Origin of the sequence: Natronomonas sp. (assembly GCF_028274965.1) — an archaeon.
GTDB lineage: Archaea > Halobacteriota > Halobacteria > Halobacteriales > Haloarculaceae > Natronomonas.
Window position 1 is genome coordinate 25,982 of the sequence record NZ_JAQCNO010000056.1, and the last position, 15,051, is coordinate 41,032.

15 protein-coding genes and 1 tRNA gene are annotated in these 15,051 nt (G+C 69.6%); 8 read left to right on the forward strand and 8 right to left on the reverse strand.

Translation table 11 applies throughout. The annotated features are described in order from the left end of the window. Positions 1-57 precede the first annotated feature (57 nt). From Q0916_RS08825 to Q0916_RS08835, 3 genes are read left to right on the forward strand one after another with little or no spacing between them, the layout of a single operon-like run. Positions 58-681, forward strand: a complete 624-nt coding sequence (locus Q0916_RS08825; protein WP_299236694.1) for a protein sorting system archaetidylserine decarboxylase — start codon at positions 58-60, stop codon at positions 679-681. Positions 682-727: 46 nt separating this feature from the next. Next, on the forward strand, positions 728-1,210 hold the full coding sequence (locus Q0916_RS08830) for a DUF5796 family protein (RefSeq protein ID WP_299236696.1): 483 nt from the start codon (positions 728-730) through the stop codon (positions 1,208-1,210). Then, positions 1,210-1,467 (forward strand): DUF7508 domain-containing protein, encoded by a 258-nt coding sequence (locus Q0916_RS08835; protein ID WP_299236698.1) that lies wholly within the window; start codon positions 1,210-1,212, stop codon positions 1,465-1,467. Before Q0916_RS08830 ends, Q0916_RS08835 begins: the two co-directional genes overlap by 1 nt. A 1-nt stretch (position 1,468) precedes the next feature. On the opposite strand, the gene Q0916_RS08840 is transcribed toward Q0916_RS08835, so the two are convergent. Further along, the gene (locus Q0916_RS08840) at positions 1,469-1,603 is read right to left on the reverse strand and encodes a DUF7128 family protein (protein WP_299236700.1); all 135 of its coding nucleotides are present in this window, start codon (positions 1,601-1,603) and stop codon (positions 1,469-1,471) included. An 84-nt stretch (positions 1,604-1,687) separates the two neighbouring features. Here Q0916_RS08840 and Q0916_RS08845 point away from each other — a divergent pair, with 84 nt between their 5' ends. Then, entirely contained in the window at positions 1,688-3,826 is a 2,139-nt protein-coding gene (locus Q0916_RS08845) for an AAA family ATPase (RefSeq protein ID WP_299236702.1), read from the forward strand. 27 nt (positions 3,827-3,853) lie between these two features. Here Q0916_RS08845 and Q0916_RS08850 read toward each other — a convergent pair whose 3' ends face one another. After that, the gene (locus Q0916_RS08850) at positions 3,854-6,697 is read right to left on the reverse strand and encodes a DEAD/DEAH box helicase (RefSeq protein WP_299236704.1); all 2,844 of its coding nucleotides are present in this window, start codon (positions 6,695-6,697) and stop codon (positions 3,854-3,856) included. 111 nt (positions 6,698-6,808) lie between these two features. Between Q0916_RS08850 and Q0916_RS08855 the strand changes: the two genes are divergently transcribed. Beyond that, complete coding sequence (locus Q0916_RS08855; RefSeq protein WP_299236706.1) at positions 6,809-7,663, forward strand: translation initiation factor eIF-2B; 855 nt, start codon at positions 6,809-6,811, stop codon at positions 7,661-7,663. A 39-nt stretch (positions 7,664-7,702) separates the two neighbouring features. Here Q0916_RS08855 and Q0916_RS08860 read toward each other — a convergent pair whose 3' ends face one another. The 3 genes from Q0916_RS08860 to Q0916_RS08870 form a co-directional block, all read right to left on the reverse strand. Next, entirely contained in the window at positions 7,703-7,912 is a 210-nt protein-coding gene (locus Q0916_RS08860) for a hypothetical protein (protein ID WP_299236708.1), read from the reverse strand. A 93-nt stretch (positions 7,913-8,005) separates the two neighbouring features. Continuing rightward, positions 8,006-10,279, reverse strand: coding sequence for a CDC48 family AAA ATPase (locus tag Q0916_RS08865; protein ID WP_299236710.1), 2,274 nt, complete (start codon positions 10,277-10,279; stop codon positions 8,006-8,008). A gap of 2 nt (positions 10,280-10,281) precedes the next feature. After that, positions 10,282-10,518, reverse strand: coding sequence for a DUF7127 family protein (locus Q0916_RS08870; RefSeq protein WP_299236712.1), 237 nt, complete (start codon positions 10,516-10,518; stop codon positions 10,282-10,284). Between the two features lie 183 nt (positions 10,519-10,701). Here Q0916_RS08870 and Q0916_RS08875 point away from each other — a divergent pair, with 183 nt between their 5' ends. Beyond that, positions 10,702-11,466, forward strand: coding sequence for an alpha/beta fold hydrolase (locus Q0916_RS08875; protein WP_299236714.1), 765 nt, complete (start codon positions 10,702-10,704; stop codon positions 11,464-11,466). A 34-nt stretch (positions 11,467-11,500) separates the two neighbouring features. Here the strand turns inward: Q0916_RS08875 and Q0916_RS08880 are convergent, their stop codons facing one another. From Q0916_RS08880 to Q0916_RS08890, 3 genes are read right to left on the reverse strand one after another with little or no spacing between them, the layout of a single operon-like run. Next, entirely contained in the window at positions 11,501-12,475 is a 975-nt protein-coding gene (locus tag Q0916_RS08880) for a hypothetical protein (RefSeq protein ID WP_299236715.1), read from the reverse strand. Beyond that, the gene (gene priS, locus Q0916_RS08885; protein WP_299236717.1) at positions 12,472-13,650 is read right to left on the reverse strand and encodes a DNA primase small subunit PriS; all 1,179 of its coding nucleotides are present in this window, start codon (positions 13,648-13,650) and stop codon (positions 12,472-12,474) included. The genes Q0916_RS08880 and priS overlap by 4 nt, the downstream gene beginning before the upstream one ends. 48 nt (positions 13,651-13,698) lie before the next feature. After that, positions 13,699-14,187: a GNAT family N-acetyltransferase gene (locus Q0916_RS08890; protein WP_299236719.1), complete on the reverse strand. Its 489-nt coding sequence runs from the start codon at positions 14,185-14,187 to the stop codon at positions 13,699-13,701. A 185-nt stretch (positions 14,188-14,372) separates the two neighbouring features. On the opposite strand from Q0916_RS08890, the gene Q0916_RS08895 reads away from it, so the two are divergent. Both Q0916_RS08895 and Q0916_RS08900 read left to right on the forward strand, forming a co-directional pair. Further along, positions 14,373-14,777: an archease gene (locus Q0916_RS08895; protein WP_299236721.1), complete on the forward strand. Its 405-nt coding sequence runs from the start codon at positions 14,373-14,375 to the stop codon at positions 14,775-14,777. 116 nt (positions 14,778-14,893) lie between these two features. Continuing rightward, positions 14,894-14,968, forward strand: a tRNA-Glu gene (locus Q0916_RS08900). The last annotated feature ends 83 nt before the right edge of the window (positions 14,969-15,051 follow it).

Sequence of the window (15,051 nt, forward strand, 5' to 3'; positions counted from 1 at the left end):
AGACCGCCGACGCTCGCCGACCGCAACGGCCTTGTCCGCCTCGGCCGAAACGCCGCCGTGACGCGTTCGCTCTCCGACGTCGTTCCGGGCCCGCCTCTCGCCCCCGGCGGGTGGCGCTACGCCCGCCTCGCGCTCGTCTGTGCGGTCCCGTTGGCATTTGTGAGCCCGCCGCTTGCCGTCTGCTGTCTCGTCGCCGCCGCCGCCGCGGCGTGGTTTCACCGCGACCCGCGCCGCTCGCCGCCGCCGAGCGGGGTCGTTTCGCCCGCCGACGGCCGCGTCTCGGTCGTCCGGACTGAGGGCGACCGCGTCCGGATCGGCGTGTTCATGAACGTCACCGACGTCCACGTCAACCGCGCGCCGGAAGCCGGCACCGTCGCGTCCGTCGAGCGCGAGCCCGGCGGGCACCTCCCGGCGTTCTCGAAGGCCTCGGAGCGAAACGAGAGGGTCCGGATCGACTGCGGCGAGCACGAGGTGACGCTCATCGCGGGCGCGATCGCCCGTCGGATTCACCCCTACGTCTCCTCCGGCGACCGCCTCGAACGGGGCGATCGGATCGGGCACATCTCCTTTGGCTCCCGGGCGGACGTGCTGTTGCCGCCGGCGTACGACGCGGCGGACGTCAGAGTCGAGAACGGCCAGCGCGTCCGCGCCGGCGAGACGGTCCTCGTCGGCCCGCGCTGACGGCCCGATCCGTCCGTTTTTGCCCGACCGCGCCCAACGGCGCGTGATGGCCGAGCGAAGCGACATCGCGCCCGAGACGCTACAGGTGACACTCGACCCGGAGGGCGTCGAGGTCGAGTACCTCGACGGTCGGTCCGTTTTCTACCACGGCGTCCCCGAGAAACGCGAGGGCGAGGTCCTCTGTCCGCCTGGCCGGGAGGTCCACGTCCTGGTGACGTCGCCCGAGGGCCGCGAGGGCGTCATGGTGTACGTCAACGACCGCAGCACCCACGACGACATCCTCGAGTCGACCGGGGTCGGACGGGTGCTCGTCGAGCGCGGCGACACGGCCGCGCTGTTCCCCGGCGTCGAGGCCGAAAACCGCGGCTACCGGATCGAGGTCTCCGCCGACCCGGACGCCGCCCGCGGTCGCGTGTTCGTCTTCGCCGAGGACCAGACGGGCGAGGCTGCGTACGAACTCGTCGCCGACGGCTCGACAGACGGCGCCGACAGCGAGGCCGACGCCGCGGCGACGGGAGGGTCCGAGTGATGCCGCTCGAGACCGGCTGGGAGCCTCTAGAGCGCTCGACGATCGGCGCCGCGCCGGACCGCTACGGTGTCTACGAGGTGGGCGACGACGACGGCACCGTATTAGAGATCGATCACGGGCCGCTGCGGGACGAACTGAAGGAGGCGCTCGCCTACGGGGGCGCCGAGGCGACGCGGGTCCGGTGGCGGGTCACGCAGAACAGCGCCGAGGCCGAGCGGCTCCTCGAGGAGCACCGCCGCCGCCTGGCCGATCGCTGAGTCACTGTATGTAGCTCGGCTCCTCGGCGTCGCAGTTCCGTTCGTGTTGGTCGGCGTCCGAGCGGTCGTCGAACAACAGCCCGCACTCTTCGCACTCGTACCACGTCGACCCGTCCCGTTCTGTCGTCGCAACCATACGAGAACATGGGAAACAGCGGGGTATAACCGTTGCCCCGGCCGCGTGCGGAACGGTAAAGCCGCCGGCGGCCCGACGACACGCATGGCCCGGCAGGTCACGCTGACGGTACAGGCCGCGGAAAAACGGGACGCGGGGCGCGGCGTCGCCCGCCTGCCGGAGGCCGCGCGCCGCGCGCTCGGCGTCCTGAGCGGCGACACCGTCGTCATCGAGGGCGAACGGCCGACGGTCGCGAAGGTCTGGCCCGCGAGCGGCACGGAGGGGATCGTCCGCATCGACGCCGAAACCCGCTCGAACGCCGGCGTCAACGTCGGCGAGACGGTCTCCGTCGCGCCCGTCGAGATCGATGCCGCCGAGCGCGTCGTCGTCGAGATCCCGGTCGCGGCCGACGAGGAACTGCTCGACGCGATCGCGAGCGACCTGCGCGACCGCCCGGTGCAGGCCGGCGAGACGATCCGACTCGAACGCCCTGGGGTCCGGGCGACCGTCGCGGAGACGACGCCCGAGGGGACCGTCCGCGTCACCCCGGACACGACCGTTCGCGTCCGGGAGGCGACCGACGGGGGCGAGACTTCCCCCTCGGAGCGGGCGACGGACGCCTCGCCGTCGGAGGACCCGACCGTCGATCCCGCGCCGAGTGCGACCTACGAGGACATCGGCGGGCTGGACGAGGAACTCGAGCGGGTCCGCGAGATGATCGAACTCCCGCTCTCGGAGCCCGAACTGTTCCGGAAACTCGGGATCGATCCGCCCTCCGGGGTCCTCCTCTATGGACCGCCGGGGACCGGCAAGACGCTGATCGCCAAGGCGGTCGCCAACGAGGTCGACGCGCACTTCGAGGTGATCGACGGCCCCGAGATCGTCTCGAAGTACAAAGGCGAAAGCGAAGAGCGGCTCAGAGAGACCTTCGAGCGCGCCGTGTCGAACCAGCCGGCGGTCGTCTTTATCGACGAGATCGACTCGATCGCCGCCACGCGCGACGAGGACGCCGACATGGAAAACCGCGTCGTCGCCCAGCTGTTGACGCTCATGGACGGCCTCGAGTCCCGCGGTCGGGTCATCGTCATCGGCGCGACGAACCGGGTGGACGCGCTGGATCCGGCGCTGCGCCGGGGCGGGCGCTTCGATCGGGAGATCGAGATCGGCGCCCCCGACGAGGCCGGCCGTCGCGAGATCCTCGACGTCCACACGCGCGGGATGCCGCTGGCCGACGACGTCGACATCGACTACCTCGCCGGTCGGACCCACGGGTTCGTCGGCGCCGACATCCACTCGCTGGCGACCGAGGCGGCGATGGGCGCGCTTCGCGATCGCTCGAACCGCGAGGCGCTTTCGGTCACGAAGGCCGACTTCGAGGCGGCGCTGACAGCCGTCGACCCCTCGGCGATGCGGCAGTACGTCGCCGAGACGCCCCGGGTCACCTTCGACGACGTCGGCGGCCTCGAGGAGCCGAAACGGGTGCTCACCGAGGCCGTCGAGTGGCCGCTGTCCTACGGCGCGCTCTTCGAGGAGACGAACACCGACCCGCCCTCCGGGGTCCTGTTGTACGGGCCGCCGGGGACCGGCAAGACGCTCCTCGCGCGGGCGCTGGCCGGCGAGAGCGACGTGAACTTCGTCTCGGTCGCCGGCCCGGAACTCATCGATAAGTACGTCGGCGAGTCCGAGAAGGCGGTCCGGGAGGTGTTCGACCGGGCCAGACAGGCCGCCCCGGCGATCGTCTTCTTCGACGAGATCGACGCGATCGTCGGCACCCGCGGCGAGTCGAGCGAGGCGACAGAGCGCGTCGTCTCGCAGCTGCTCTCCGAGCTCGACGGGCTGGCCGAGAATCCGAACCTCGTCGTGTTGGCGGCGACGAACCGCCGGGAGGCGATCGACCCCGCGCTGCTCCGGCCGGGGCGGCTCGAAGCGCACCTCGAGGTCCCTCTGCCCGGCCCGGAGGCGAGACGGGAGATCATCGCCATCCACGCCGAGGGCAAGCCGTTCGGCGAGGACGTCGACGTCGAGGGGCTGGCCGCGGCGACGGAGGGGCTCTCGGGGGCGCAACTGGAGGCGCTCGTCCGGGACGCCTCGATGCGGGCGATCCGGGCGCTGGCCGATCGGATCGGCCCACAGGAGGCCACCGAGCGCGCCGACGAGGTCTCGATCGACGCGGACCACGTCGAGGCGGCCCTCGAGGCGATCAATGCTGACGCCGACGGTGGCGGTAGGGTCGGATCCGACTGAGCCGACGCCGCCTGCGGTCGGTTCGCGTCAGTCCCAGAAGGACTTCGTCCGGGCGTACTGTCGTTCGCGTTCGATGATGTCCCGGTAGAAGTCCGCCTCGTCCTCGCGGTGGTTGTTGATGACGTAGGCGGCGTTTCTGGGGCCGACGCCGCGGGCCGCCAGCGCGATGACGGCCTTCTTGCCGTGGCTCTGGACGAGACTCGCGGCCTTGTACGCCCGCTCCGTCTGTTTTGTCTCCTCGTCGCTCCTGTCGTCCGTCCGGACCGCATCGAGGACCTCGTCGGCCCAGGGGTTCAGCGCCGCGATCCGGGTCGACCCGCAGTTCGGACACTCCGGCTGCTCGTCGACGCGCGCGACGGTCCGTCTCCGGTCCCACTCGTCGCAGTGCAGGCAGGCGAGAAGCACCCGGTCGTCCATGATGCGCTCTTTGACCGTCTCGACGACCGAGGCGTCTGCGTTCTCCGGCGACAGCAGCTCCCGCCCGGAGGACCGCCCGGCCCGCCCGAGCGCCGTTCGCTCGCTTTCGGTTTCGAGCTCGATCTCCCCGGAGTGGATCCGAGACAGCACCTCGCTCGCCCCGCCGGCGTCGAGCTGTTCGTGGAGCACGACCCGAACGGCCTCGTCGTAGATCGGCGTGTCCTCGAGGGCCTTCAACAGCCGGTCCTTCCCGAAGCGGTTCTGGCTGGAGCCCTTCCCCTTCCAGCGTTTCAGCGCGCCGAACTTCGCCGCGACCTGCGCCAGCGTGAACTTCAGCGTGTCGGCGTTCTTGAGGCTCAACTCGATGAGCCCGGCGACGTGCTCGGGGTCGGTGCTCCGTAGTATCCCGACGACGTCGCCGATGGTGACCCCCGACGGCACCTCGAGTTCGATCCGGTAGGGGTCGACCTCCATCGCCACGGACGACCCGGTCCGCTGGCCGATGAGCGCCGACAGCAGCCGCCCGAGCGTCTCGTTTATCGTGTGTCCGAACGCGGCGTTGACGACGATGTCCCTGCCGAACCCCTCGACGACGATCCGGTCGTCGGTGGGGACCGCCCCGTCGTGACGCTCGATCGGGTCGAGCGCACGCCCCGCGGTGTGCTCGTCGATCGGGAACCGATCGGCGAGCCCCCGGGCGACGAGTTCGCGGCTCGCGCCGGCCTCGAAGCGCTCGCGTGTCTCGGCCCGCGTCCGCCCGACGCGCTGTGCGACCGCGCGCGGGACGGGGATCTCCTGGCCGACCCAGGAGGGGACCTCGCCGGTGGGGTCCTCGATCGGCGAGACGAGAACGGTCTCGTCCTCGTCGTCGATCTCCGTGATCCGCCACATCTCGCCGCCCTGGACGAAGGTCTCGCCGGGGGCGGCGAACGTGACGACGAACCGCTCGGCGAGCGTGCCGACCGTCTCGCCCGACGCCATGTCCTCGACGGTGTAGTTCGCCTCGTCGGGGATCATAGAGAGGTTCGCGTAGAAGTACTGCCAGGTGCCGCCGGATTTCTCTACGCGGTCGGCGTCCTCGTCGAGGTACAGCACGCGGTTGCCCGATAGCTCCCGCACGACCGATTTGAACGCCGTCTCCGAGAGGTTCCGGAAGGGGTACGCGCGGGTGACGATGTCGTACGCCCGGGCCGCCGACAGCTCCCCGAACCCCATGAGCAGGCCGGGGATCTGGTTGGCGACGGTGTCGAGGCTGCCGTGGTGGATCCCCGCCGACTCGACCGCGCCGCGCTCGGCCCGATCGACGATCGCCAGGGCCTCGATCGTGTCGTCCGGCGTCGTCGTGATCACCGTCCCCGAGGACACCGCCTCGCGGCGGTGGCCGGCCCGCCCGACGCGCTGAAGCAGCCGCCGCACCTCCCGCGGGCTCGCGTACTGGACGACGTGGTCGATGCGTCCGACGTCGATCCCGAGTTCCATCGAGGACGTACACAGGAGCGCGTCGATCTCGCCGGCCTTGAAGCGGTCCTCGACGTCGATCCGGGCGGACTTCGAGAGCGAGCCGTGGTGGATCCCGACGTCCGTCCCGTAGCTCTTCAGGCGGGACCCGAGCCCCTCGGCCGTCTGGCGGGTGTTGACGAACACGAGCGTCGAGTCGTGCTCGGAGACGACCTCGTCGATGACCCGGACGTGGCTCGCGATGTCGGCGTCCGTCAGCAACTCGCCGGCGGCCGTCTCGTCCTCGGGGCGGACCGTCGGCGTCCGAACGCGAACGTCGACGTTCGATCCCGCCTCGACCTCGATCACCGCACAGCCCCGGTCGCCGGTCAGAAACCGGCCGACCTCCTCGGGGTCGCCGACGGTCGCCGACAGCCCGATGCGCTGAAAGGCCCCGGCGTGCTCCCGGAGGTGCTCGAGCCCGATCGTCAGCTGTGCCCCGCGCTTCGAGGCGGCGAGTTCGTGGATCTCGTCGACGACGACGTGCTCGACGTCCGCGATCGCGCGCCGCAGTTTCGAGCCGGTGAACATCGCCTGCAGCGTCTCCGGCGTCGTCACGAGGATCTCTGGGGGGTCCTCCGCCTGCTGTTGTCGCTCGTAGTCGGTCGTGTCGCCGTGTCTGACCGACACGTCGATACCGAGGGTGTCGCCCCACCAATCGAGACGCTGTCGCATGTCGCGGTTCAGCGCCCGAAGCGGCGTGACGTAGAGCGCCTGAATCCCGTGTGTCGGATCGCGGTCGTCGATCGCCGACAGGACCGGCAGCATCGCCGTTTCGGTCTTTCCGGAGCCCGTCGGCGCGACGACGAGTCCGTCCTCGCCGGCCGAAAGCGGCGAGATTGCCTTGCGCTGTGGCTCCGTCGGCGTCGAGAACCCGCGCTCGGACAGCGCCGCCCGGACGTCCGCGCTCAGCGCCGCGAAGGCGTCCATCCCGTCCCGGTCGGGGGACTCGTACATCGGATCACCGTAGTGTCCCGAGCGGATTAAGCGCCGCGTTCGCGGGCGGCGTCTCGGGGGCTGCCCGCCGCCGTCAGAAGGCATATCCCACCGCCCGACGAGGTGTTCGGCATGATCGATGAAACAGCCGCGGAGATCGAGCAGATGCAGACGCACTCGTCGTCTATCGTCGCGGTCAAGGCCGCGCGGGCGCTCCGGGAACTGCTCGAGCGGGACTTCGCGACCGTCGAGGAGTACGTTCGCTCCCTCGAGCGCAACAGCAGCGCGCTCCGGCGGGCCCAACCGTCCCACGCCTCGCTTTTCAACACCCAACACGAGATCGTCGAGCGGGTCCGAGAGGGCGGGTTCGGGACGATCGACGCGGCGAAAGCCGAGACCGAGGCGGCCATCGACGACGCGATCGACTCCGTCGAGAGCGCGAAACGCGGGGCCGCCGAAAACGCCGTTTCCCTCCTCTCGGACGGCGACACCGTGTTGACCCACGACTACTCCTCGACGGTCGTCGAAGCGATCGAACGCGCCGCCGGGGAGGGCCGCCACATCGAGGTGTACGCCACCGAGGCCCGTCCCCGGTATCTCGGCCGGAAGACGGCCCGTACGCTCGCCGCGATCGATCGGGTCGACGTCACGCTCGTCGTCGACGGCGCCGCGGGACACTACCTCGAGGCGTGCGATCGGGTCCTCTGTGGGATGTCCTCGATCGTCGACGGGACGCTGTACAACCGCGTCGGGACGTATCCGATCGCGGCGACGGCCGCCGAACTCGGCGTGCCGATGTCGGTCGTCGGCGCGAGCGAAAAGCGGATCGACGAGGGGTTCGTCTTCGAAAACGAGTTCCGGCCCTCGGCCGAGGTGTTGCGCGAACCGGCCGAGGGGTTCTCGGTGGGAAACCCCGCCTACGACGCGACGCCGACGCGGCTGCTCGAAAGCGTCGTGACCGAGTCGGGGATCGAGCGCCCCGAGTGAGACGGCACAACCCGGGGAGACTCACAAACCAGGGCGGATTCAGGCGACGAGTTCGCGGCCCGCGCCCGCCTCGAAGCGCGGCTGGGAGACGACGACGGCTCCACAGCGGGGACAGTCGACGTCGGTCCGCCCGTCGTGTTGTTCGAGCGCCCACCCGTCGTTCATCGGCGCCGAGCGACCGCACGCCGAACAGAACAGCACCGACTTCGGGTCCGCGTCTCTCCCGGGGGATGACTCGAGGGCTCTCATCGGGTGTACGTTGGTTCCGAACTCGTATACGTGTGGCGTTTTCGCGCCGTAGACGCCCTCAGCCGAACCGTGCCGGCCGTTCGGGGGTCGGGCCTACTGGAACGTTCGGCTGACCTCGCGCTCCTTGGGCTCGCCCTTCTGGCCGAACTTCTCTTCGACCTCCTCGTAGCGTTCGCGCGTCTCGTCGTCGACGCTCGGCCCGACCTCCTCGAGCGCCTCGTCGAAGTGCTCGCGGGTGATCCGGACGTTCCCGACGCTCTTTGCGGCCTCCTCGGCGGAGACGCTGTGGATGAACTCCCGGGTCGCCGCCATCGAGGCCTCCCGGCAGAGCGCCTCGATGTCGGCCCCGACGTAGCCCTCCGTCTCGTCGGCGAGGTAGTCGAGGTCGACGTCGTCGGCCAGCGGCTTGTCCCGGGTGTGGACCGCTAAGATCGCCCGCCGCCCGTCGAGGTCCGGGACGGGCACGTGGACGTGTCTGTCGAGCCGTCCGGGGCGCAACAGCGCCGAGTCGATGAGGTCCGGCCGGTTCGTCGTGGCGATCACGACGACGTCCTCCAGCTCCTCGAGGCCGTCCAGCTCGGTCAACAGCTGGGAGACGACCCGCTCGCCGACGCCGCTGTCGCTCATGTTGCCGCCGCGCTCGCCCGCGATCGAGTCGATCTCGTCGAAGAAGACGACCGTCGGTGCGTTCGATCGGGCCTTCTCGAAGACCTCGCGGACACCCTTCTCGGACTCGCCGACGTACTTGTTCAGCAGTTCGGGGCCCTTTATCGAGATGAAGTTCGACTCGGCCTCGTTGGCGACGGCCTTCGCCATCAGGGTCTTGCCGGTTCCGGGCGGGCCGTACAGCAGGACGCCCTTGGCGGCCTGCATGTCCATCGCCTCGAACACCTCGGGGTAGTTCAGCGGCCACTGGATCGTCTCTCTGAGCCGCTCTTTGGTGTCCTCGAGCCCGCCGACGGAGTCCCACGTGATGTCGGGGACCTCGACGAACACCTCCCGCATCGCGCTCGGGGTGATGCCCTTCAGCGCGTCCTTGAGGTCGGCCTCGGTGACGCTCATCGACTCGAGGATCTCGGCGTCGATCTCGTCCTGTTCGAGGTCGAGTTCGGGCCGGATCCGCCGCAGCGCGTTCATCGCGGCCTCCTTCGTCAGGCTCTCGAGGTCGGCCCCGACGAAGCCGTGGGTCGACTCGGCGTACTTCTCAAGATCGATCCCGTCGACGAGCGGCATACCGCGCGTGTGGACCTGGAGGATCTCCTTGCGGCCCTCCTTGTCCGGGACGCCGATCTCGATCTCCCGATCGAAGCGCCCGCCCCGGCGCAGCGCCGGGTCCAGCGCGTCCACCCGGTTCGTTGCACCGATGACGATGACGTCGCCGCGCTCGTCGAGCCCGTCCATCAGGCTCAACAGCTGGGCGACGACGCGTCGCTCGACGTCGCCGCTCGTCTCGCCGCGCTTCGGCGCGATCGAGTCGATCTCGTCGATGAAGACGATCGCGGGGGAGTTCTCCGAGGCCTCCTCGAAGACCTCGCGGAGCTGCTCTTCGCTCTCGCCGTAGTACTTCGACATGATCTCCGGGCCGGAGATGTTCGTGAAGTGGGCGTCGATCTCGCTGGCGACGGCCTTCGCCATCAGGGTCTTGCCGGTCCCCGGCGGGCCGTGGAGCAACACGCCCTTCGGCGGTTCGATCCCGAGCTGTTTGAAAAGCTCCGGGTGCCGCATCGGCAGTTCGATCATCTCGCGGACCTGCTCGAGTTCCTCGTCCAGCCCGCCGATGTCCTCGTAGTTCACCGAGGGCGTCCCCTCGGCGACAGCCCCGCCCGCACCGCCCCCCGATTGGGCGATCTGCTCGGCGGGCTTTTCGCTGATCTGGATGTCCGTCGAGTCGGTGACGACGACGGTTCCGTCCGGGTCCGTCTCGGCGATCCGAAGCGGGATCCGCTGGCCGCTTTGGGTCGACAGCGGCCCCAATCCGAGCGAAAAGGGCACGTTCTGCCCGGTCGTGACCGCCTGCCCGCTGAGCTTGTCGCGGATGTGCGGGCCGATGTTCCCGCGGATCCGGAGGTTCTGCGGGAGCGCGACCGTCACCTGCTTGGCGGGGTTTACGTCCGCCGGTTCGATCGTCACCTTGTCGTCGATGCCGACGTTCGCCTCCTGTCGGAGCCGCCCGTCGATGCGGACGACGCCGCGGCCCTCGTCCTCGGGATACCCGGGCCACACGCGGGCCACGGCGCGGGACTCGGCGCCCTCGATGACGATGTAATCGCCGTTCTCGACGCCCATCTCGCTCATCGCGCCGCGGTCGACGGCCGCGAGTCCGCGGCCGGCGTCCTTCTGCTTGAGGGGTTTGACGGTGAGTCGCATGATTATCGCTCCACCTCGATGCTGACGACGCCGTTGTTCATAACTGCTCGGGCGGCGCCCGCGGGCACAGAGAACTCGTGTTGCTCGCCGTCGACGACGACGATCGCCGTCCCGTCGACGATGTCCACGCTGCCAGACGCGGGGCCGAAGTCCGCGACGAGAACCGTCTCGTCGCCGTACTCGTACTGACGGACGGGGCCGTCAATGTCGGCCCGCATCGACTGTATATGCTCACTCATACTAACCAATAGTTAGTGCCTTTACTATATAAATACATCGGTAAAAATGGCAGGACACGACGGGGTACGAGGCTTTCGGTCGAATTGCGGTTCACGCTCAAACGAGCAATGAGAGTCGCCCGCCGCGGTCGCGTGTGATCCGCCGACGCCGGGTGTTATGTACCGCCCGGGCCGAGTGCCCGTATGGCGACGGTCACACACGACGGACGGACGACCGCGTATCACCGTTCGACCGCCGGGGACGGCCCGACGGTGTGTTACGTACACGGCGCGGGCGGGAGCCGCCGGCTCTGGAGCGAACAGTACGACCGCCCGGAGACGCCGCCCGCGGTCGCGCCCGATCTCTCCGGGCACGGCGACAGCGACGACGTCTCGACGCCGCCGGGCCGAGAGACGCTTACCGCCTACGCCGACGACGTCGTGGCCGTCTGTGAGGCGACCGACACAACGGTGCTCTGCGGGAACTCGATGGGCGGCGCGATCGCGCTGTGGATCGCCTTAGAGCGCGAGTTCGACCCCGAGCGGATCGTCCTCGCCGACAGCGGCGCAAAACTCGGCGTCGATCCGTCCTTTCTCGACGCCGTCGCCTCGGACTTCGAGGCTGCCATCGAGTCGCTTCACGCCCCGGGAACGCTGTTTTTCGAGCCGACCGAGGGGCTCATCGAGCGCTCGAGTGCGGCGCTGCGCGCGGCGGGATCGGCGGTGACACACCGCGATTTCGAGACCTGCGATGCGTTCGACGTGCGAAACCGGCTCGGTGGGATCGATACCCCGGCGCTCGCGCTCTGCGGCGAACACGACCCGATGACCCCGCCCGCCTTTCAGGAGTACTTGGCCGAGACGATGCCGGAGTGTCGCTTCCGCGAGATCGCCGACGCGGCCCACCTGTCGATGCTCGAACGACCGGCGGCGTTCAACGACGCCGTCGGTTCGTTTCTCGACGCCTGAGCGTCCTCCCGGACGCGCATTCGCTCGGGCGCGCTCACTCGAGGCGCTCGGCGGCGTCCTTTTCGACGAGGACGTCGGCGTTCGGCTCCGGGAGGGTCACGACGTCCTCGGAGGCGAGGTCGTAGTCCCGGTCGTCCGCCCCGACGATTTCCCCGACGTCGGCGGTGATGCGGACGGTCGTCCGCCGGACCCCCGCCGATCCGTCGCCGTTCGATCCATCGCCGTTCGACCCGACCCCTGAGGACCCCGATCGCCGTGTCTCGCCGGTCCGGCCGGCCTTTCGAGCGCCGCCGGCGGAAACGGTCGGCGGGTCACCGTCCTCCCCCTTCGGAGGCCGTCCGGCGTCGTCCTCGTCTGGTGTGGGCGGCGATCCGGACTCCTCGGCCGGAGTCGACGAGGCGGGCGACGGCGAGGCCCCGAGTTCGCCGTCGGCTCCCGTGCCCATCAGATCCGCGGCGGCGACGCCGTCGTCGGATCCCTCCGACGCGTCCGGTCGGTCCGTCGCCTTCGGGGGGTCGGGGGGCTCCGTCGTTTCGTCCGGTCCCTGCCCCTGTTTCTCGTCGGCCTCCGGACGGTCGGACGTCGACGCCGGGTCGTCGATCGAACAGGAGACCGACGGTGCCTCCCCGTCGAGGGCCGCGAGCACCGCCTCCCGGTTCGATTCGATGCGGGCGACGAGGTCCTCGAACAGCTCCGCCTCCTCGGCGGTCAGGCCGTCGTCCTCGACGGGCATCCCCGCGGCCGCGATCGAGGCCTTCTTGACGACCTTCCCGACGCGGCGCTCGTAGATCGCCTCAACGGTGCTCTCGGCGGTCTCGATGTCGTCGGTGATCCGTCTGACCTCCGGCTCCGAGAAGGGGTCGTCGGCGGTTTCGACGATGCGGGCGCGCTCCTCGTTGAGCTCCTCGATGTACTCGCCGACCTCGCGGTAGAACGACGAGCGGAGGCGCTGGAGGTCGCTCGATTGTCGCTCGCGCGCCTGTACGGACTGTAGCTCGTCGAGGTTCATTCTCCTGTTTTCCGTGCGTGGCCGCGGGCCATCGCGAACACGCCCACGTACTCCGGGACGGTACGGACACCCTCCTCTATCCTAAATCTTTCCCCCCGGAGCTCGACGGTCAGTTCCTCGGGCGCGTAGATCGCGATCTCGTTGCCCCGGAACGTCTCCGGGACGGGATCGACGAGCGGATCGAACGCGTCGAGATCGCCCCGCTCGATCCGGCGGACCTCGAGTCCGGTCCCGCCATGGAGGCTCCCGGGCATGCGGATCAGCCGGTTGATGTCCGTCGTGACCGGCTCGTCGATCGGCGCTCGCTGGGTTTCGATCACGTCCTCGAAGAGCAGTCGGGCGACGCTGAACACCGCCGGGTGGACGTCGACGTTGCCGCGCTCTAGCTCCCCGCGGTTCTCCGTTGCGGCGTTCAGCGCCGCCGCGGCCTTCCCCTCGCCGATGCCCTCGAACGCCCGCAGCCGGTCGAGCGCGTCGGACTCCGGCATCGACCGGAGCTCCTCGAGAAACGATTCGAGCCGCTCGCGGGTCCGCCCGGCCCACCCGCCGTCCGGGAGGCTCCGCTTCTGTGCGGGCGAGCGCCGACCGGCGCTTCCCCCGACGGCCCGCGTCGAGACGATGTCCTCGAAGTCGATCCCCTCTCCGAGGACGTACTCGACGATCTCGCGGCGGGCCGCCCGTCCGAGTCCCAACACGTCCTCGCGTCTGACGTGGACGTGGTAGCCACGACCGCCCGAGAAGACGACCTCGAGGTCCTCGAACCCGAAATCGGACGCCAGGATGTCCACCAGCCGCCGGAGGGCGTCCTTGCACGCCCGGAGCATCTCCCCGTAGCTCGTCGTCTCCGGATCGACCCCGGGGAGGTGATCGGCGTCGAGATCGAAAACGAGATCCGAGCCGCGCCAGCCCTTCGCGCCCATGCTTGAGGCCCCCGGGTCGTCGTAGCGCCCCGCCGAGTAGTAGACGTGCCGCGGCCGTTCTCCGGTGAGAAACCCCGCGAGGTCGCCGCCGCCGGTGAGGTCCAGATACGAGTGGTGTCTGACCATCGTTGTCCGGGCGTCCCAGGTGATGTAGCCCCACTCGCGCTCGTTTCCGGCCGGCGGAAGCGACAGCTCACTCCGCCTGTAGTGGTCGCCGAACCGACCCTTCAGGTACTCGCGGGTGCTGTCGTCCATGGCGCTCGTTCGGACGATGCGCGAAAAAGCGTTGCCGTCTCCGGGCGTTCAGGCCCCGGGGACGAACCGCGAGAGCGTCGACCGGAGCCCGCCGTCCCCGAGCCGGAGGTACAGCGCGTCGCCGTTGTCCTCGTAGTACCCCTTGACGCGGCGCTCGACCTCGAAGCCCAGGTGGCGATAGAAGGCGAGCGCCGACTCGTTGGTCGCCCTCGCGTGACAGGTCACCGAGTTGTGCTCCTCGGCGACGGCGGCGACGAGCCGCCGGCCGAACCCCTCGCCGCGGTACTCCGGGGCGACCGCCAAAAAGAGGATGTAGCCGTCCCGGCGCGCGGCCGCGAACCCGACGACGTCGTCGCCGTCGTAGCCCGGTTCGACGAGGGCGTACACCTTCGAGCGCCGGTAGGCGTCGGTGAAAAAACCGCGGCGCTGCTTGAGAACCCCGTCCTCGCGACGGATCCGCTCTTTGAGCCGCCAGGCCTCCTCGACGCAGGTATCGTCACCCGTTTCGATCGCACGGATATCGACGGTGACGCTCACTACCGTTCCGTACGGCTGGCCCGATTATAATTCCACCGCCCCGGAACGCTTTCGGCGGTGGCGCGTCTCCGAGGAACCGATGAGCCAGAGCGTGAGCGATCCGTGACGCCGATCGAGGGAGCCGGGCGGGCAGGGGCCGCACGGCTCCTGAGCCGGCCGCCGCCGACCGGGAGGGGCGTCCGCCCGTGAGCTTCGAGTTGTGCGATCACACCGCCGACATCGCCGTCGAGGCGACCGGCGAAACCCTCGCGGCGACGTTCGAAAGCGTCGCCGACGGGCTCACCGCCACACACTGCGAGTCGGTCCCGGCCGGCGGCACGCGGTTCTCACTCGCCGTCGAGGCCGAGCCGATCGAGGCGCTGTTGTTCGATTACCTGGACGAACTCATCTACCAGCGGGACGTCCGGGCCGTCCTCCCCTGTGAGCACAGCGTCACGATGGCCGGCGGTACCGGACGGCTCGAGGCGTCCGCCCGCGGCGTCGACCTCAGTTCGGTGACGGCGCGGGAGATCAAGGCCGTGACGTACTCCGAGATGGCTCTCGATCGGACGCCGACCGGTTGGCGCGCGTACGTCGTCTTCGACGTCTGACGTCCTGCCGACCGCGGCCCGGCGGGCGGCTCTCCGCGTCGATTCCGCCCCCCGGCGTCCGGTTCGGAGCGGAGACAGACAGTTTTATACGATCGCACTCCCGACCTGCATCCGTCGCTCGCTTGGTGTAGTCCGGCCAATCATGTTGGCCTTTCGAGCCAACGACAGGGGTTCAAATCCCCTAGCGAGCATCCGTCTTTCGCCGAGAGCGGCGTCGTCGGTCGCTCCCGACTGGACGCGACCCCGACCCTGGCGCTCCCGACAGCGCCCGCGA